A 20,952-nucleotide genomic window follows, 5' to 3' on the forward strand; every position below is an offset into this window, starting at 1 on the left:
AATAGTATGTCTGAAAGAAGTGAATATCCCAAGATAGGAATCCGCCCTATAATAGATGGAAGGCTTGGAGGAGTAAGGGAATCCTTGGAGGAAGTGACCATGAACATGGCAAAAAACATTGCGGCTTTATTCAATGAAAATTTAAGGTATCCTGATGGAACGGCCATACAGTGTGTCATATCTGATACCTGCATTGGTGGTGTTAAGGAAGCCACGGACTGTGATAAAAAATTTAAATCCCAAAATGTAGGAGTTTCTCTTTCGGTTACCCCCTGTTGGTGCTATGGAACCGAGACCATGGACACTGATCCGCATATTCCAAAGGCCATTTGGGGCTTCAATGGGACAGAACGGCCAGGAGCGGTCTATCTAGCCGCCACTTTGGCGGCACACAACCAAAAAGGATTGCCCTCCTTTGGAATCTATGGACACGATGTACAGGATATTGACGATAAAACTATAACTGATGATGTAAAGAAAAAACTTTTGAGTTTTGCCAGAGCCGGTATGGCAGTGGCCTTGATGAAAGGAAAATCTTATCTGGCTATTGGAGGCGTATCCATGGGGATCGTAGGCTCTGCTGTGGAACCTGACTTTTTTCAATCCTATCTAGGTATGCGTAACGAATTTGTGGACTCTACTGAGGTTTTTAGAAGGATAGAACAAGGAATATATGACAAGGACGAATACGACAAAGCTCTAAAATGGACTAAGAAGAACTGCAAGGAAGGAAAAGATTATAATGAAATAGGTAAACAAAGGTCTCGAAAACAAAAAGATGGTGACTGGGAATTTGTAGTCAAGATGACGCTTATTATTCGTGATCTTATGGAGGGTAACCCAAAGTTGAAAAAAATGGGCTTTGGTGAGGAATCCTTGGGGCACAACGCATTGGTTTCTGGTTTCCAAGGTCAAAGGCAATGGACGGATTTTCTACCCAATGGAGATTTTTCGGAAGCGATTCTCAACTCTTCATTTGATTGGAACGGAATACGGATGCCTTACATAGTGGCTACGGAGAACGATTCCCTGAATGGTGTCTCAATGCTTTTCAACTATCTCTTGACCAACACTGCCCAGATATTCGCCGATGTGCGTACCTATTGGAGCCCCGATGCCGTGGAACGTGTAACCGGCTGGAAGCCTGAAGATAAAGCTAGTCAAGGATTTATCCATTTGATTAACTCGGGTTCGGCTACCCTAGACGGGACTGGAAGAATGAAGAAAAATGGAAAGCCTGTGATGAAGCCATTCTGGGAAATTTCCGAAAAAGAAAAACAGGAATGCCTCGATGCGACCACATGGTACCCAGCAAACTTGGGGTATTTCAAAGGTGGAGGCTATTCCTCTAATTACCTCACAAAGGGTGGGATACCTGTAACCATGTGTAGAATTAACCTGACTAAGGGTCTGGGACCAATCATTCAAATTGCGGAAGGATGGACAATTGACCTTCCGGAAAAGGTACATAACACTTTGGACGAACGTACTGACAGAACATGGCCAACCACTTGGTTCGTTCCAGAATTGACAGGAGAAGGTGCCTTTACCGATGTCTACTCGGTAATGAACAATTGGGGTTCAAACCATGGGGCCATTAGTTATGGGCACATTGGACATGATTTGATAACCCTTGCCTCCATGTTGCGGATTCCAGTTTGTATGCACAATGTAGCTCCAGAGAGAATTTTTAGGCCTACAGCTTGGAACTCCTTCGGCATGGACATAGAAGGAGCTGATTACAGAGCCTGTAGTAATTACGGATCATTGTATTAAATTATTTATAAAGAAAATGACAAAAAATATATCGACCAAATATACTTTGATAAAGCCAGGAAATCTATGGCCTTTCATTTTAGTGACAAGTCTTTTCTTTTGGTGGGGGCTGGCCAATAATATGACTGATACGTTATTGGCGGCTTTTAAGCGTATTATGAGCATGACAGATTTCCAGACATCCTGGATTCAAATTGCCTTTTATGGCTCCTATTTTTTGCTTGCCTTACCAGCAGCCATTCTTATTAAAAAATACAGTTATAAAACAGGAGTATTGGTGGGTTTGGGTCTTTTTATTCTAGGCTCGATACTTTTTTATCCAGCAAGCATTACCATGGCTTATAGCCATTTTTTGGTGGCATTGTTTGTTCTAGCAGGAGGACTTTCCATTTTGGAAACCGCGGCCAACCCTTATATAATCTCTATGGGGCCTGAAGAAACTGGAACTAGAAGGTTAAACCTAGCACAATCATTTAATCCTTTGGGTTCAATAACGGGAGTTATATTGAGCAAGTTTTTTATTCTTTCCCATCTAAACCTTTCGAGTGCGGAGGAACGTGCAAGTATGGTGCCTGACAAGTTAAGGGCTATACAATCAGAAGAACTTGTTTCCGTAATGGGACCATATGTTAGTTTGGCTCTCTGTCTTTTGATTATTTGGATTATGGTGAAATATACTAATATGCCCAAAGCCTCAGATGAAAGTGCTAATTTGAATCTGATGAACAGTATAAAAAGACTCATAAAAAAGTTAAATTATCGTTGGGCGGTAATTGCTCAGTTTTTTTACATGGGCGCGCAGATCGGTGTATGGTCGTTTACTATTCGATATGTAATGCAGGAACTTGGAGTTAACGAGGACAATGCGGCCAATTATTATATGGCCTCCTTGATTTTGTTTTCTATTTCTCGTTTTATATTCACCGGTTTAATGAAATATATAGCACCTAGAAGATTGCTATTTATCAGTGCGATTGGAGGAGGAATAAGTACTCTCTTGGTAATTAATAGTGGAGGGTATATAGGGGTAATGTCTCTTGTAGCAATCTCTGGATTTATGTCATTGATGTTCCCAACAATTTATGGGTTGGGTATGCAGGGGTTGGGACAGGACACTAAAATAGGTGGATCCGGACTTATAATGGCTATTTTGGGAGGAGCGGTATTTACTACGATACAGGGTCAAATTTCTGATTGGACTCAAAGTATCAAAATATCCTTTATTATCCCATTAATATGCTTTTTTGTAGTATTGCTTTATGCTGGAATCCAAAGAAAGTTGGAACCAAAAGGCTTAATTTGAAACGTTTAATGTACCATGTTTTATAAATTATTAATAAAAAATTAAGTTAAAGACTAGTTAACTGGAGTTTATTAAATATTAATCTCTGTATATATAGAAAACTCTGAGTAAACTAGTTAAGATGTTGTCATGCATTCTTACTGAAATAAATTAAAAAGGAATTATAATTTTTAAAGAGATAGGATTTGTGGGGTTGACAGGAATTCATCATGTTTTATTAAGTTTAAATCTTTGACTTAATTCATAATGGGTTGGAAGATAGAACTAATAATTTTTGGTACCCTTACAGAATTTAATTGTTTTAAAAAAATATGCTGATAGTCTAAGCCTATATGTAATCATGGAGAATAAAGGAAGATACAAAAATCGTCGATCGTTTTTAAAAAAACTTGTTGCTGGGGGCGTTAGCGCTTCAGTGGTACCTAGTTCCTTGCTTGCCCAATCGGTGCTGCAATCATACGAAAGTGAAGAAAATAAAATTACTTATCCGGGCTCAAAGGAATTTGCGGGGGGAACCCGGGGTTATAATGTTGACTATTTTGGGAAACATTTAGATAGGGTTGCTTTTCCAATCGGGGGAATGGGTGCGGGGATGTTCTGTCTAGAAGGGACGGGATCTATATCGCACATGTCCATACGTAATCGACCAGAGATATTCCATGAACCGAACATGTTTGCTGCCATTTCGGTGAAAGATCTGGATAAAGGTGCTAAAATTATCGAGGGACCCGTACCCGATTGGAAAATGTTCGGACAACGAGGAACAGGGAACGGATCCTTTGGAGCAAACTACGGGTTACCACGGTTTGGAAAAACTAATTTTAGAACAAACTTCCCCTTCGCAACCATTAAACTTGAAGACGAAGACCTGCCCCTAAATGTTGAGGTGCTTGGTTGGAGCCCCTTTATACCTACGGATGAAGATAATTCAAGTCTTCCTTTAGGAGCATTAGAGTATAAGTTCAAGAATAGGAGCAATAAGTCTATCGAGGCTGTTTTTTCCTATAATTCAAGAAATTTTGTTCTGGACAGTGCACATAAGGGCAGCATTAAGGGTGTGATAAAAGGTTTTGTCCTGAGGCAGGAAGGTTCAAAGGATGCACCTCAATTAGAAACAAATTTTGCTATATTTTCTGATGATGAAAATACAGTGGTAGATCACTGCTGGTTTCGTGGAGCCTGGTTTGATCCACTAACTATGCTTTGGAACACAATAAAAGAAGGAAAGGTTATGCCTAATGCTCCTGTTGACGAAGGGGCTCCAGGCGCTTCTCTGTTTGTGCCTTTTAAATTAGAGGGGGGAGAAGAAAAATCCATTCGAGTGATGATGGCCTGGTATGTCCCGGCATCCGATCTTCATTTTGGAGATGTCACATCTAATAAAAATTGTAATGATTCTGTTGATTGTTGTTCTTCCATTATGGATTCTGGTCTTGGGAAGGGCATAAAAATCATTCCATCTAAAACCTATAAACCTTGGTATAGCAGCAAGTTCAATAATATTGAAGAAGTTGTCAAGTATTGGAGAGACAACTATGATAATCTCTATGAGCGATCTTCTCTTTTTAGAGATGCATTTTATAACAGTACTCTCCCATCTGAGGTAATTGAAGCCGTAGCAGCGAATATGACTATTCTTAAATCGCCCACAGTAATGAGGCAATTCGATGGTCGATTATGGAGTTGGGAGGGTTGTGGTGATGACAACGGTTGCTGCCCTGGTTCATGTACACATGTTTGGAACTATGCACAGGCCATTCCTCATCTTTTTCCTGCACTGGAAAGGAGCTTGAGACATACAGAATTCTGCGAAAGTCAAAGTCCAGAAGGACATCAGACCTTTAGGTCTAATTTACCAATTTCTCCTACCAAGCATGATTTCCATGCTGCATCTGATGGACAACTGGGAGGAATAATGAAAGTATATAGGGAATGGAGAATATGTGGGGATAACGATTGGCTCAAAAAGATGTACCCATTAGTAAAGGTCAGTATGGATTATTGCGTTGAAACTTGGGATCCCCTAAACAAAGGTGTTTTAGAAGAGCCGCACCATAATACTTATGACATTGAATTCTGGGGGCCAGATGGAATGTGCACCAGCTTTTATTTGGGCGCTTTATTAGCGATAAGCAAAATGGGGAAATCGTTGAAAAAAGATGTATCATTCTATGACCTGCTTTATTCAAAGGGGAAAAAGTATATGGAGAATGAATTATATAATGGGGAATATTTTATTCAAAAGATCCAGTGGACCGGGCTTCAAGCCCCCGATCCTGTAAAAGCTTCGGAAATATCAGTGGGTGGCAGTTATTCAGAGGAAGCCCTTATAATATTGAAGAACGAGGGTCCAAAATACCAGTATGGACAAGGGTGTCTTTCGGATGGTATATTGGGAGGATGGATTGCAAGAATGTGTGGACTGGAAGACCCAGTTGATGCAGAAAAAACAAGAAATCATTTGATTGCTGTACATAAGTATAACCTCAAAAGAGACCTAACGGATCATGTTAACCCACAACGTCCATCATATGCACTTGGAAATGAAGGCGGATTACTTTTGTGTTCTTGGCCAAAGAGAGGAAAACTTTCCTTACCATTTGTCTATAGTAATGAGGTTTGGACGGGAATCGAATATCAAGTAGCTTCCCATCTTATGATGATGGGAGAAGTTGAACAGGGATTGGAAATTGTACGGACTTGTCGTGATCGGTACGACGGACGTATTCGCAACCCGTTCAACGAATATGAGTGTGGAAGTTGGTATGCGCGTGCTATGTCAAGTTATGGGCTTATACAAGGATTGACTGGGATTAAATATGACGCTGTGGACAAAACGCTTTACATAGATTCCCGAATTGGGGATAACTTTACATCGTTTCTTTCTACTGCCAAGGGGTTTGGGAATATCGGTTTAAAGGAGGGTAAACCTGTAATCGACATAAAGTACGGAACTATCGATCTACAAAATGTTATAGTATCGGGAAAACGTTTTAAGGTGTAACTTATAATTTTTATTGATCTGAATTGAAAATTTATTGAAAAAATATGATCAGAGTAATATGGAAAAACCAAAATTAATACTTATTGGAGGATTCTTGGGTGCAGGCAAAACAACACTTATATCTATGGCTGTCCAATTATTAAAATCCCAGAATAGAAAGGTCGGTATTATAACCAAAGATCAAGCTGCAGGTTTGGTCGACACTTATGTTTTAGAGCATGATGGATTTAAAGTAGAGGAGGTTTCAAGAAGTTGTTTTTGTTGTGATTTTAAAGGATTTTTTAATGCAATTTTTAGTCTAGTAAACTCTTTTAATTGTGAAATAATCTTGGCAGAACCTGTTGGCAGCTGTACGGATCTGTCTGCAATCTTAATACAACGCTTAAAATCAGTATATCGCAATTATATAGATTTAGGAACTCTTTCTGTTATGGTAGATCCCTTAAAGTTGCAAAGAATTCTTATTAACGATTGTGTAACCAAGGTTGGATCCGCATATGACCAAATTATCAAGGATGTCATTAAAACTTTTGAAGAACAAGGTTTTAGATTTGAAATTATTGCAGTAAAACATTTCATCCTAGAATATTCCAATCCAAGTTATAGGCATAATGAGGTTTGGTAATATGAGGATTGTTTGTTTAAAATTATAGAGAAGAAGAGGTATGTATTATTTAGAGGAATTTTGAATCCTTATTTTGGTGATAATTTAATAATAGGGGTTTGACATTATGTAATGTTACAATTATCCAGTTTTATGAAATTTAGTTAGTTATTTAGTTAGTTTAGTTGTTTTGAGTTTTGCCGGGTCTTATATAAGACCTGGCAGTTCTCATAAATATAAAGTATATACATTAGTATTTCCTTTATATTTATTGACATTCAGATTAAGTTGGCAACTACAAGTACAACACCATAGAACTGTTGAAAAAAGAAAGGCTATAAGTTGGAAAATCGAAAGAATCATTAGGCTCGTTACAAAGAGTAATTCAATAGAACTTAATTTTATTCGAAAGGCAAGTTGGACAAATGAATTACATTTATTTTTTTAATAAACAAGAGGAATGGATTTATACTCTTTGTACTCAAAGAATTCAACGAGAATTATAAAAAGGTGACAAAATTAAACACATTATAAAATCTATACTAACATTAAATAAAAACTATGATCATGTTGAATAACCTTAGAATGAATCAAATATTGAAACTCACATCGATGATTTTCTTGTTTTTTACTATGAACCTTGTCGCACAGGACACTTCTAACTCCCTTTCGGCCTTAACACAGGATAAAGAAGGTGTTAAAAGTAAGAGAGTGAGCAGTTATGATGAAACGGGTAAAAATAGTGACTATAAAGGCCCTATTAAACCTGGGGAATTTTTCACATTGTGTGATATAAAAGGTACCGGTATTATCAATCATATATGGATAACTATTTCGCCTACTGCTGATGAAATGAGTAGAAATGATGTGGTGCTTAGAATGTATTGGGATGGCAGCGAAACTCCTTCGGTGGAGTCACCAATTGGTGCCTTTTTTGGGCAAGGCTGGGAAGAGTCCTATGATTTTTCATCATTGCCTCTTAGTGCCGGGCCGAAGAACGGTGCAGCGTTGGTAAGTTATTTTCAAATGCCATTCCATAAAAGTGCGAGAATTGAAATTGAGAACCAATCTGATACCGAAATTGATGCATTTTATTATTATGTAGATTACATTGAAGTTGATAAATTGCCCAATAATACATTATATTTTCATGCATGGTATAATCATGAACTGACAAAGAGTCTTCCAGATGGCGAGAATGAATGGGGGCTATTGGGAGAATCTAGGGCTAACTCGTCAGTGCAGGACAATTATCTGATAATGGAAACAAAGGGAAAGGGTCATTTCGTGGGAGTTAATTATTATGTAAATAGCCCTACACCAATGTGGTATGGAGAAGGAGATGACATGATGTACATAGATGGCGAAAGTTCGCCGTCATTACATGGTACTGGAACTGAAGATTATTTCAACACTTCATGGTGCCCCAAAGTTCCTTTTTCACATCCTTATTTCGGGTATCCAAGAGTTAATGGGGATATAGGATGGCTAGGAAGGACTCATGTATATCGTTACCATATAACTGATCCAATTCATTTTGATTCTTCTTTCAAATTTACCATTGAGCATGGACACAACAATAATCTCACCCTTGATTTGGCTAGTGTGGCTTACTGGTACCAAGATAAACCATTTACTGAATTTCCAAAATTGCAAGATAAAGAGGAACGAAAACCGATGCCAATCCCGTCGGCACAAGATATTCATATCTGGAGAGATGCATGGAGAAAGAGTAAGGGTTATGAAAGGCAGCTTTGGGGTAACGAACGTGAATAAAAACAATTTTCCTTACAAAATATGAAGATATTTTCAATTTACATATTCCTAGTCATTTTATTGTTTTTGATTTCATGTACGAATCAAGAAAATAAATCGTCCATTCTTGAGAGTGTTCCGATAGAAATATCAAAATTTATCAGTAACATGGAAATAACCGCTATGGGTAGTTATAGGCCTGAAATAACTGTAGACCTGGTTTCTGAAACAATTGTTACGGTAAATTTAAAATTTGACATCAAGGATACCTTAAAGCAAAATGACTGGCGATTAGATATCACACCCAATTTTAGACCAAATTTTCATTGGGCACCGCATTTAACACCCACTGATCAACATATTATTGCTCAACATGTTTTTAGAGCTCCGGCACTTATTGTTTCCGGCGAGGGAAAGCAATTAGTTGTAATGCCAAATCTAGATCTTTTAAAGAATGGAACTCCAGTAAAATGGTATATGGATATGGATGCACCTAAAAATAAGCTCACCTTAGGCTTGAGTGATAATAAGGTTGACGAGCACGTTCTTTTTAAAAGAAAAAATGGAAATATATATCTCCCTCAAAAGCTTGAGTTTAGTTTTACCATAATGGTTAGTGATAACCCTGATGAAATTAATAATCCTTGGCGCAAGCCCCTTGCTTATTTTTGGAAAAATTGGGGGGCACCACTCTATGAATCTGGCATGCCATTGAGTACAGATCTCGAATTATTTGTTAAACATACGTATGATTGGGCTTTTAATAGTTGGAAAGATGTTGTGTGGCAAGAATTTGAGTTGAATGGTAAAAAAGTTGGAGCACCCGTTTTTATTGTCAATGCAACCCAAAGTCCGAACTATCCAGATAAAATTGACGAACGGGAATTTCGATCTATTTGGAACCAAGTATGGTTTAGCTCATTAAGATCTGCTTCGGGTCTCTATAGGTACGCCAGCAGAACAAAAAACACAAACCTAAAGGAGAAGGCGAGAATGGGCAAAGAACTTGCACTGTCATTTCCTCAAAAAAAAGGATTCTTTAAGGGATTGATCGCCACAGAAATGGAGGAGGTAGTTATAGATGGTAAGAATTATAATAGATCAAAAGGTTGGGAAACTCATTATTTTGGGAATTCAAATAGAAATCCCTACACAGGAGACCCAAAATTGGCTCCCTACCACATAATCGATATGAGTTGGACCGCATATTTAATGTTGACTTGGTTCGATGAGTTGGAGAAAGACGAAAGGCTATTAAATTATGCTTCTACCTACGCAGATGCCCTGTTAAATACCCAGGATATGGAGGGCTTTTTTCCAGGGTGGATATCTACAGATTCATTGGAGCCAATGCAACATCTTAATCGTTCTCCAGAAACCTCCATGTCAGTTACCTTTCTATTGAAACTTTTTGAGCTTACAAAGAATACAAAGTATCTGGATTCTGGCTTAAAGGCAATGCAAGCGGTAATGAAAAATATTGTCCCAACAGGAAGGTGGGAGGATTTTGAGACCTATTGGTCATGCAGCCGCTACGGATCAAATAATTTGGTCAACAAAAAGGTGGAAAGAAATAACATGTATAAGCAGAATAATTTTTCGATGTATTGGACAGCCGAGGCGCTTTTTAATTGCTATAAGGCAACCAGGAATAAAGAATATATTCAATATGGTCAGCGAACTTTGGATGAAATGTTAATGACTCAAGCAACCTGGCAACCACCTTACATGTATGTAAGTACTTTAGGGGGTTTTGGAGTAATGAATGCTGATGGAGAATGGAATGATTCTCGACAAAGTCTATTTTCTGAATTAATTTTAAAGTACGGAAAAGAATTAGGCAATAAAGAGTATATGCAAAGAGGGATTGCTGCTTTAAAAGCGTCATTTGTGATGATGTATTGCCCAGAAAACCCGAAAACTAAAGAGCAGTGGGAGCAAAAATGGGACTTCTTCGACAAAGAGGACTATGGTTTTATGATGGAAAATTATGGTCATGGTGGCACAACCAATAGCAATGGAATTGGTATTGGAGATTTTACTATATATGATTGGGGTAATGGTGCTGCAGCTGAAGCTTATAATCGTATTTTGGATCATCTTGGGGATGAGATTTTGTTAAGCAATTAAGATGGTTTTACTCTTAGAGACACCATCATAAAAAATATTTAAATATAAAAAACTCAGGGTTAAATTATTTATAGTTTAATCTTGTTGCCACATATAGCTTAAAATCAATTCAATATTATGCTCAATTTCTGATAGGATTACTGAATTTCTAAAATTCAATAAATTAACTAAAAAATATAACATAAATAAAAGTATCAAATGAAAAATAATCGTAGGAACTTTATTAAGCTCTCTGCTTTGAGTGCAGGTTTTTTAGGATTTACGGCAGGAGCTGCTTTTACATATGATAAAATTCAGAATAGAATTAATAGTCTTAAAGATTCACCTGAAGCTGTCGGTAACTCTGTAATTGGGTTAAAACACCCACCGATAAAGCAGGTGAGAATAGGCATTATAGGAGTTGGAAATAGAGGATACGAACATTTAAAAAATATTAATTCGTTACAGCCTAATGCGAAGATAGTTGCTATAGCTGATACTCGAGAAAGTAGGGCTAAAAGAGCTGTTGAATTTTTGAATGAATTAAACAATAAAGAAAAGGATATTGACCTATATTTTGGAGATGAAGAAATATGGAGAGATATGGTAAAACGAACAGATATTGATTTAATAATTGTAGCTACTCCTCCTACCGAACATGCACGTATGGCGGTTTATTCAATGGAGCAAAGTAAACATGTTGTAGTAGAAGTACCAATAGCACTTACTATCCAAGAGTCATGGGATATTGTAAATACTGCTGAAAGAACCCAACGTCATTGTATGATGCTTGAGAATTGCTGTTATGGGGAAGAAGAGCTTTGGGTTTTAAATATGGTTAATAACAATGTTTTTGGCTCATTAACCCATGCAGAAGGAGGCTATATTCATTCCTTGTTGCAAAAATTGTTCGTTAAAAGTGATGATCCAGCAACTAATGCTTATTATAAACAATGGAGATTAAGACTACATGCCGAAACACATGGAAATCTCTATCCTACCCATGGATTAGGACCTATAGCGAATTATATGGGCATAGGTAATGGTGACAGGTTCGATTATCTTGTGTCAATGGATTCTTCAGAGGAATCTTTACATCAATATGCTGAACAATCTTCACCTGATAACGATTTCTATAATCAAAAAAACTTTTCCCATGGGGATATGAATAGTTCATTGATAAAAACAGTAAAAGGACGATCTATCCTTCTGCAACACGATGTTGTTTCACCTCGCCCTTATAGTCGAATTAATGCTTTGACTGGAAATATGGCTCATCATGAAGGTTATCCAAGCCGCTTGTCGCTATACAATGAAGACTTCGGACATGATTGGCTTAACGAAGCGAAATTTGAAGAAGTGAAAAGGAAATATGAGCATCCTATTTGGCGTAAAATGAAGAAAGAGGCTCAAGATCAAGGAGGGCATGGAGGTATGGATTATATTATGTTATACCGTTTAATTAAAAATCTCAATAATGGATTTCCAATGGATATGAACGTCTATAATGGGGTTGACTGGTCTGTAATTTTACCCCTTACCAAATTATCGGTTGAACTTGGAAGTATCCCGGTTAAGTTCCCTGATTTTACACGTGGTATGTGGAAAGAAGAAAGAGAGCTAGGTCTATTTCAAAATATATAAAAAAAAACTTAAAATATGAAAATTGTAATTTCAGAAGACAAGAACAAATTAGGTAAAAATGCAACACAAAAGGGAGCCGAATTTATTCGAAATGCAATTGAAAAAGAAGGTCAAGCAAATTTAATTGTAGCAACGGGTGTCTCGCAATTTGAAATGTTGTCTGAACTTGTAAAAGAGGACATAGACTGGACAAAAGTAACAGGATTTCACCTTGATGAATACATTGGGCTGCCTAATACACACAAGGCTTCATTTCGTAAATACTTAAAAGAACGGTTTGTAGATTTGGTGCCTATCAAAAAGTTTTACTACGTAAATGGTAATGCTGAAAATCCGTTGGAGGAGTGTAATAGGCTTGATGAAATAATTTCAGGAATGCAAATTCATGTTGCATTTGTTGGTATAGGAGAAAATGCTCATTTAGCTTTTAATGATCCTCCAGCAGATTTTGACAGAGAAGAAGCTTATTTCGTTGCTAATTTGGATAAAGCTTGTCGAAAGCAACAACTACGAGAAGGTTGGTTTCCCTCTTTAGAAGATGTTCCTAAACAAGCTATAAGTATGTCAGTTAAACAAGTGTTAAAATCAGAAGTAATAATAGCAAGTGTGCCTGATAGACGTAAAGCAATTGCTGTAAGAAATACAATCGAATCAGAAATTGCTCCAGATGTTCCAGCGACAGCATTAAAATTACATAACCAAACTTGGTTATACTTAGATAAGGCATCTGCATCTCTATTAAATGAGTCTCATGAGACTATTTTTTAGTTTATTCTTTGATAAAAACAGAATTTATTAAAATAAATAAAATCGTAAGATTATATATATGAAAAATGAATTTAGCTGGTTAGATATTTTAGTTATTGCTATTTATTTTATTAGTATTACCAGCTATGGGCTATGGCTTACACGCAAGGTTAAAAATAGTGATGACTATTTTAGGGGAAATAGATCCTTTAATAAATGGATAATGATTGCTCAGGGATTTGGAGCGGGAACTCACTCAGAGAATTTTGTTGCACAAACAGGGGCTAGTTTTCAGATGGGCTTTGCTTCTATTTGGTATCAATGGAAAAATTTGGTTATCACACCTTTTTACTGGTTGATTGCTCCCTGGTATCGTAGAAGTGAACGCACAACCGTTGGTGAGATTATAGAAGATCGTTACGGTAAAAAAATGGGACTGTTTTATTCTATTTTTGCAATTTTATTTTTCATTTTTGCACAAGGAGCAATGCTAAAAGGTGCTGGAAAAGTAATTTCAATTGCAACAAGTAACATGATTTCTACCGATGGTGTTGTTTATGCAATGACCGTTGCTTTTATTATTTACAGTTTTTTCGGTGGATTAGTGTCTTCAGCGTATGCAACCTTTATTCAAGGATTTATGATTATTGTACTTTCTATTATGCTTATCCCACTTGGGATAGGAGAAGTAGGAGGAATCACAGGGATAAAGAAGTCACTACCTTTGCATTTTTTTAACTTGTTTAGTCCCGAATTAGGTATCGGTTGGTTTACCATATTAATGCTTGCTTTAAATGGAGTTATTGGAATTACAGCACAGCCTCATATGGTTTCAATGTGTGCAACAGGAGTCACTGAACGTGCTGGAAGGATAGGTCAGACATACGGTTCATTTGTTAAACGTACGGTTACAATCGGATGGGCCTTTACTGGTCTTATTGTTGCTGCATTAGTAATTAAAAATGGAGTAAATCTAGACGATCCTGAGATGGCATTTGGATATGCAACCCGAGAGCTCCTTTTTCCAGGATTATTGGGACTAATGGTTGCTTCAATTCTTGCGGCAAATATGTCATCTGCATCAAATTTCATGGTTAATACCGGAGCTTTATTCACTCAAAATATTTACAAGGGGTACATAAAAAAGAATCCAACAGATAAGGAATTATTGTGGACGGGACGATTGTCAAGCCTTTTTCTTACAACTCTAGGGGTTATATTTGCCCTTTATATTAATAGTGTATTAAATGCATTTCTTTTTACTGAAACAATTGCAGCTTTTATGGGTATTATGATGTTTGGTGGAATGGTTTGGAAAAAGGCAAACAGATATGGGGCAATTATGGCCGTGTTATCTTCTTTTATTCTTTACTATTACTTAAATTATATACATGCAGGTTCATTTGAGTTGGTTTATGAATGGAGACCGGAACCTTTTGGTTGGTCAATGTTAATGGGATTTGGAATGTTGGTTTTAGTGAGTTTGCTTACAAAATCTGAGCCAAAAGAACAAACGGATAAGTTTTTTGATAATTTGCTAAGGCTCTCGGATGAGAAAAGGATAAAAAATGGACAGAAACCATTGGCGGCTGAAATGGGACACGATTTGCTTCTTCTAGATCTGCCTTCTTGGTTCACAAAAGAACGCTGGAAAGGTTTTCCAAAAAGATACAAAGAAGATATCAATGGATTTATATTTGCTTGGCTTTTTGTTGGATGTCTATTACTTTTAGCTTGGGGTATTTTACAAATATTTTAAAATGAGAAAAATAGAAGGAATATTATACTCAAATAATCAGAAGATAGCTTTAAAAATCGAACATGGCATTATTCAAGAAATTGAACAAGTAGTAGATTTCAAAGATGCCGATGCTAACAAAAGGTATATTGCACCTGGCTTGATCGACAATCAGGTAAATGGTTGTATAGGGATTGAATTCTCAAAACCTGACCTTTTGGTTACTGAGATGTTAGATATTGTAAGAATGCATCGGAAACATGGTGTTACAACGTTTATGCCAACTCTTATAACTGCCTCACATAAATCATTGCTGAAATCATTCGCAAACCTTAGTTTAACATTTCGTGATCCTGAAGTATCGAATGCAGTTCCGGGTTATCACCTTGAGGGGCCATATATTTCGCCCGAAGATGGATATCGTGGGGCACATAGCCTTAAATATGTTAGAAAGCCCAATTGGGATGAATTTCAGGAATTAAACGAAACTGCTGAAGGAAATATTCTTCAAATAACTTTAGCACCGGAAATTGATGGAGCTATCAAATTTATAAAAAAGTGTGTACAAAATAATATTGTTGTTGCACTTGGTCACCACAATGCCAGCTCAGAGATTATTGAACAAGCAGTTGATGCTGGAGCAAAAACTGTTACTCACCTTGGAAATGGGATGGCAAACATGATTAATCGTTTTGAGAATCCGTTTTGGCCACAGATTGCGGATGATCGGCTGATGTGTAGCTGTATTCTTGATGGTTTTCACTTGCGTCCTGAAATAGTTAAGGTATTGTATCGCTCCTTAACTTCTAAAAGGATTATTCTTACTTCTGATATGACTATGCTTGCTGGTATGCCTCCAGGCGAATATGTATGGGACGGAAAGGATGTCCTTCTTACTGTTGATGGAGTCATAATGCTTCCAGAGCAAAACTGTTTTGCAGGGGCATCGTTACCCTTACGAAAAGGAGTAGAAAATGTAATGAAATATACAGGCTGTAATTTAAGAGAGGCTATTGATATGGCTTCGAAAAATCCTGCAAAATTGTACGGCTTAAATGATAGGGGTTCAATACAGGTTGGTAATCGATCAGAATTGATATTGTTTAATTTTGAAAATGGTAAGATTAATATTACTGAAACAGTAATAACTAATGATTGATCATATAATTACATATGGTGAGTTAGAAATATGATCTTAATTATTAAGAGGTAAGTAAATTATTGAGTCATTCAATCAAAAGGTTTACATAAATAATTACAAGAATGGGATAGTAAAAATATAACTAGAGAATTGAAAGCAGAAGCTCTAATATTTAAAGATTGTTGAATTTTTTAAAGAAGTATAATTTGATACTATCAGAACTCATTTGATTAAAGTTGACATCGGAAATTATGATGAATATAAAATTAATCATTTTGAAATTTAATAATAAACCAGTAAATTATACTTAAATTTTTAATTAAGCACTTAATTTAATACTATTTGCTATTCAATAATATGTCTTTATAAAAACAATTTTTAAATTAAAATAATAATTATGCCTAAAATGAAAAAAAAGAATATAAAAAATAGAAGTATAGCATTGTTAATATTATTTACAATACTATTATATTTTGGTTGTAAGACTGATAAAAAGGATATGACCATAGACAAAGATAATTCAAAGCCCATAGAAATCACACCAAATGAGTTCCACAAATCTGTTGATAGAGTTGTAGATGTTATGGTACATGATATATTTTCTCCGCCAGTTGCTAGTAGAATATTTGCATACCCAAATATTGCAGCCTATGAGATTATAGCGCAACAAAATCCTGAATACAATTCTTTAGCAGGGCAAATTGAACATTTAGTAGAAATTCCCAAAGTAGATGTTTCAAAGAATATTAATTACCAGTTGGCTGCTTTAGTAGCACATATGGAAATGAGTAAAAAATTAATTTTCTCTCAATTTAGAATAGAAGAATTTAGAGATAGTTTATACCAAATATGGGAAACAAAAAACCCTTCTCAATTTAAAGATTCCAAAGCATATGGCTTAGAAGTATCAGATTTTATTGCTGAATGGATGAAAAAAGACAATTATGTGCAAACTAGGACAATGACTAAATTTGTTGTCGACTCTCATGAAGAAGGTAGATGGCAACCAACTCCACCAGCCTATATGGAAGGGGTAGAACCACATTGGAGTAAAATAAGACCTTTTGTTCTAGATACTGCTTCACAATTTAAACCTAGTCCACCTCCTAAATTTTCTATGGATAAGAATTCAAACTTTTATAAAGAATTAAAAGAGGTTTATGATATCAGAAATGAGCTAGATGTTGAAGGTGATAAATCTGAAAGATTAGCCATAGCTCAATTTTGGGATTGCAACCCATATGTTTCTGTTTCTAATGGACATATTATGTTTGCTAAAAAAAAGATAACACCTGGTGCTCATTGGATTGGAATAGCAAAAATTGCATGTAAGTCTGATAATGCAGATTTTGATAAGACTGTTTTTGCTTATACAAAAACCTCTATTGCCATAGCAGATGCTTTTATAAGTTGTTGGGATGAAAAATACCGTAGCAACCTTATAAGACCAGAAACCCTTATTAACAATTATATGGATAGTGAATGGAAACCTATATTACAAACGCCGCCATTCCCAGAATATACCAGTGGACATTCTGTTGTTTCAGGAGCTGCTGCATCCGTTCTCACAAGTATTTTTGGTGATAATTTTAATTTTCAGGATGATACGGAAACAATATATGGTTTACCAATAAGAAGTTTTACCTCTTTCAATGCAGCGGCAGAGGAAGCTGCTCTTAGCAGAATGTATGCCGGAATTCATTACAGATCTGCTGTTGAAGTAGGGCTTAAGCAAGGCAGAAAAGTTGGAGAATTTGTAATTGATAGATTAAAAATGATAAATAAAAATCAAAAAACGTTTTAGCATTTCAGTTTGAATATCGTCCTAATAATATGATTGTGCATACAAGTATCGCAGCATGCGAGTTTAATCCTATGCAAAAACACCTTGTAAAGTCGTTATGGCTTTGTTTAATTCTAAATATGTGGATATGGACAAAATTTTATGCCCCTTTAAAAAGATTAACCTTTAATATAATTCGAAATAAGTTTAAAACATACGTAAAAGAACATATTAAAAAATGAGTTCGCTTAAATAAAAAATGTGTATTTATCAATTTCGACTGGCATTGTTTAACTAATATATCAGAAAAATATGAAAATAATAGTTAGTATAGTTTGTTTTTCAATAGTAGGATTTTTGTGTGTATCTTGTGCAACATCAAAAAACAATACAATTAAGATAGAAAACATTAGCAACTTTTCTTATATCGATAAAGTAGTATCACTTTCTTGGAAAGATGTAAAAGTAAAATACCCTTTTTTAGAGGTTGATAATTTTAGAATTCTCGATGCAAATTCCTTAAAAGAAATCCCTTTTCAGTTAGAAATGAAAGGAGGTACAGAGGTGCAAAATGTGTTAATACAAATTAGCTTAGATTCCAAAAACACCCTCGATTTATTGTTTGAGGTCGGAAAGCATAGTGAATTTTCAACTAAAACTTTTGGTAGATATGTACCTGAGCGTTTAGATGATTTTACTTGGGAAAATGACAAGATAGCATACAGAATGTATGGTAAAGCTTTGGAAGAAGGTGGCGAAGGTAATGCTTACGGAATAGATGTTTGGGTAAAAAGTACAGATAGAATGGTAATTAATGAACGTTATGAGCGTGGTGAATATCATGTAGATCTTGGCGACGGAATGGATTATTACCATGTTGGCCTTACTTTAGGAGCTGGAAATATGGCGCCCTTTCTCAATGATAGTATTTGGTATTCTAAAAACTATACTAGATGGAAAGTTTTGGATAATGGCCCATTGCGTACCACTTTTCAATTAGAATTTGATGAATGGGATGTTAATGATAAAAAGATGAAAGCCACAAAAACAGTTAGTTTAGATGCTGGTTCACAGTTAAATAAAGTAGAAGTTAAATATACATATGAAGATGATGGATTAAAACAGATCCCGGTTGTAGTTGGTATTATAAAAAGAACCGGAAATGGCCCAGAATTATTGGATGCACAACATGGGGTTTTAGGATATTGGGAACCAAAACATGGCGACAATGGCACAACAGGAGTTGGTGTCATTATTCCTTCAAAAGTAAATAACATGCAAGTGAGGAAAGATCAATATTTAGCGATGTTTGAAATACCTAATAATGAAATATTTATTTATTATACTGGAGCTGTTTGGGATAAAGCTGGATTTATTACAACCGAAAAGCAATGGTTCAATTATTTAAAGGAAACTCAAGAGAAAATAGCAGACAATGGATTATTTATCGGTTTATGAAAAATGATAATAATCAAAATATTTGTAAAAACAATTTTACTTTCAGTATTATTTTGGGCATTTCTTGTTGCTGGCTTATGTTGCTAAATCATTCTTGCTTTTGTAAATTTATTAATGCCTAAAAAGACACTTTAAATGAAAATTTAGAATGATTAAAGAGTGATAACCATTTAAAATAAAAAGAATGTTAATTAACTATGAAACCCGTTATGCATCTAGTCCGGATGCTGTAAAACAATATAGTACCACACAATTAAGAAATGAATTTTTAATTGACAGATTATTTGAATCCGATAAATTAAATTTAGTCTATTCACATTATGATAGATTTATAACAGGTGGTGTTTTGCCAATTTCTAACTCTATTGCATTAGAAACTATACACCCTTTAAAAGCATCATATTTTTTAGAAAGAAGAGAACTTGGAATTATAAATATTGGAGATGCCGGTAGTATAACTGTAGATGGTACCGAGTATGTTTTAAACCACAGAGAAGCATTATACATTGGTCAAGGCAATAAAAAGATAGTATTTTCAAGTAAATCCTCAAAAACGCCAGCTAGATTTTATTTAAATTCAACCCCAGCACATAAAGCATATCCCATTAAAAAAATAGGAACAGATGATGTAGAGGTTATCGAATTAGGATCACCCGAAACAGCCAATGCCAGAACCTTGAGAAAATACATAGTAAATAGTGTGGTTGATGTGTGTCAATTGCAAATGGGAATGACTACCATTAAACCCGGCAGTAGCTGGAACACCATGCCAGCACATGGGCATGACCGAAGAATGGAAGTGTATTTTTATTTCGAGGTACCTGAAGGACAAGCTGTTTGTCATTTTATGGGACAACCTCAAGAAACCAGACATTTATGGATGCAGAATAATCAAGCGGTTATCTCTCCACCATGGTCCATCCACTGTGGTTCAGGAACAAGTAATTACTCTTTTATATGGGGAATGGCTGGTGAAAATTTGGATTACGGCGATATGGATGTTTGTAAAATTAAGGATTTAAAATAATTAATTACTTATTAATATAAAACAACATACATGTCAATAAATTTATTTGATTTAACAGGAAAAATAGCATTAATTACGGGTGGTACACATGGTTTGGGACAGGCCATGGCAATAGGTCTAGGTAAGGCAGGTGCAACATTGGTAATTAATGGGGCTTCATCACAGGTTAAGTTGGATAATGCTGTTTCAGAATATAAGGCTTTAGATTTGAATACTTTTGGTTATCTTTTTGATGTAACAAATGAAGAGCAGGTCAAAGATAGCATAGAGAAAATTGAAAGTGAGGTAGGTGCAATTGATATTCTGGTAAACAATGCTGGAATAATAAAACGAACACCTATTATAGATATGGAAGTAAGAGATTTCAATGCTGTAATCCAGGTGGATTTAGTCGCTCCTTTTATTGTTTCGAAACATGTTGCTAGAGGCATGATTAAAAGAGGCGGTGGAAAGATAATAAACATCTGTTCCATGATGAGTGAACTTGGTAGGGACTCAGTTAGTGCTTACGCAGCAGCAAAAGGAGGTTTAAAAATGTTGACCAAAAATATGGCTACGGAATGGGCCAAGTATAATATTCAAACAAATGGCATCGGCCCGGGTTATTTTGCAACAAGCCAAACGGCTCCTATAAGAGTGGATGGGCATCCGTTTAATGAGTTTATAATTAGCAGAACACCAGCAGGTCGTTGGGGATATCCTGAAGATTTACAAGGAGCGGCCATTTTTCTTTCCTCAAAAGCAAGCGATTTTGTAAATGGTCATATTCTATATGTAGATGGTGGAATTCTTGCGACCATTGGTAAACCAGCCAATGAAAATTAAAAATGAAAAGCAACTAGTTTATCATTTATTAATACTAT

14 protein-coding genes are annotated in these 20,952 nt (G+C 35.8%); all 14 read left to right on the top strand.

Features of this window, described 5'->3' with window-relative positions:
- The first annotated feature begins 6 nt into the window (after nt 1-6).
- The 14 genes from CSW08_RS13625 (at nt 7) to CSW08_RS13695 (ending at nt 20,914) form a co-directional block, all read left to right on the top strand.
- Nucleotides 7-1,776 (top strand): L-fucose isomerase, encoded by a 1,770-nt coding sequence (locus CSW08_RS13625; RefSeq protein WP_106660420.1) that lies wholly within the window; start codon nt 7-9, stop codon nt 1,774-1,776.
- Nucleotides 1,777-1,792: 16 nt separating this feature from the next.
- Nucleotides 1,793-3,079 (top strand): L-fucose:H+ symporter permease, encoded by a 1,287-nt coding sequence (gene fucP / locus CSW08_RS13630; protein ID WP_106660421.1) that lies wholly within the window; start codon nt 1,793-1,795, stop codon nt 3,077-3,079.
- Nucleotides 3,080-3,419: 340 nt separating this feature from the next.
- Nucleotides 3,420-6,083, top strand: a complete 2,664-nt coding sequence (locus CSW08_RS13635; RefSeq protein ID WP_106660422.1) for a GH116 family glycosyl hydrolase — start codon at nt 3,420-3,422, stop codon at nt 6,081-6,083.
- A 58-nt stretch (nt 6,084-6,141) separates the two neighbouring features.
- Nucleotides 6,142-6,708, top strand: coding sequence for a GTP-binding protein (locus CSW08_RS13640; RefSeq protein ID WP_106660423.1), 567 nt, complete (start codon nt 6,142-6,144; stop codon nt 6,706-6,708).
- Between the two features lie 546 nt (nt 6,709-7,254).
- Entirely contained in the window at nt 7,255-8,463 is a 1,209-nt protein-coding gene (locus tag CSW08_RS13645; protein ID WP_203226899.1) for a glycoside hydrolase family 172 protein, read from the top strand.
- 147 nt (nt 8,464-8,610) lie between these two features.
- Entirely contained in the window at nt 8,611-10,572 is a 1,962-nt protein-coding gene (locus CSW08_RS13650) for a glycoside hydrolase family protein (RefSeq protein WP_106660425.1), read from the top strand.
- Nucleotides 10,573-10,950: 378 nt separating this feature from the next.
- Nucleotides 10,951-12,195, top strand: coding sequence for a Gfo/Idh/MocA family protein (locus tag CSW08_RS13655; RefSeq protein WP_157831491.1), 1,245 nt, complete (start codon nt 10,951-10,953; stop codon nt 12,193-12,195).
- 15 nt (nt 12,196-12,210) lie between these two features.
- Nucleotides 12,211-12,963: a glucosamine-6-phosphate deaminase gene (locus CSW08_RS13660; protein ID WP_106660427.1), complete on the top strand. Its 753-nt coding sequence runs from the start codon at nt 12,211-12,213 to the stop codon at nt 12,961-12,963.
- Nucleotides 12,964-13,021: 58 nt separating this feature from the next.
- Nucleotides 13,022-14,701 (top strand): sodium:solute symporter family protein, encoded by a 1,680-nt coding sequence (locus CSW08_RS13665; protein WP_106660428.1) that lies wholly within the window; start codon nt 13,022-13,024, stop codon nt 14,699-14,701.
- A 1-nt stretch (nt 14,702) separates the two neighbouring features.
- Nucleotides 14,703-15,839 carry an N-acetylglucosamine-6-phosphate deacetylase gene (nagA, locus tag CSW08_RS13670; RefSeq protein ID WP_106660429.1) on the top strand — a complete coding sequence of 379 codons (1,137 nt, stop codon included), beginning with the start codon at nt 14,703-14,705 and terminating at the stop codon, nt 15,837-15,839.
- A 388-nt stretch (nt 15,840-16,227) separates the two neighbouring features.
- On the top strand, nt 16,228-17,625 hold the full coding sequence (locus CSW08_RS13675) for a vanadium-dependent haloperoxidase (RefSeq protein ID WP_106660450.1): 1,398 nt from the start codon (nt 16,228-16,230) through the stop codon (nt 17,623-17,625).
- A 291-nt stretch (nt 17,626-17,916) separates the two neighbouring features.
- Nucleotides 17,917-19,062, top strand: a complete 1,146-nt coding sequence (locus tag CSW08_RS13685) for a DUF4861 family protein (protein WP_106660431.1) — start codon at nt 17,917-17,919, stop codon at nt 19,060-19,062.
- A gap of 184 nt (nt 19,063-19,246) precedes the next feature.
- Nucleotides 19,247-20,089, top strand: coding sequence for a 5-dehydro-4-deoxy-D-glucuronate isomerase (kduI, locus tag CSW08_RS13690; RefSeq protein WP_106660432.1), 843 nt, complete (start codon nt 19,247-19,249; stop codon nt 20,087-20,089).
- 30 nt (nt 20,090-20,119) lie between these two features.
- The gene (locus CSW08_RS13695) at nt 20,120-20,914 is read left to right on the top strand and encodes a gluconate 5-dehydrogenase (protein WP_106660433.1); all 795 of its coding nucleotides are present in this window, start codon (nt 20,120-20,122) and stop codon (nt 20,912-20,914) included.
- Nucleotides 20,915-20,952: the final 38 nt, after the last annotated feature.

Source organism: Confluentibacter flavum (assembly GCF_002843175.1).
GTDB classification, from domain to species: domain Bacteria; phylum Bacteroidota; class Bacteroidia; order Flavobacteriales; family Flavobacteriaceae; genus Confluentibacter; species Confluentibacter flavum.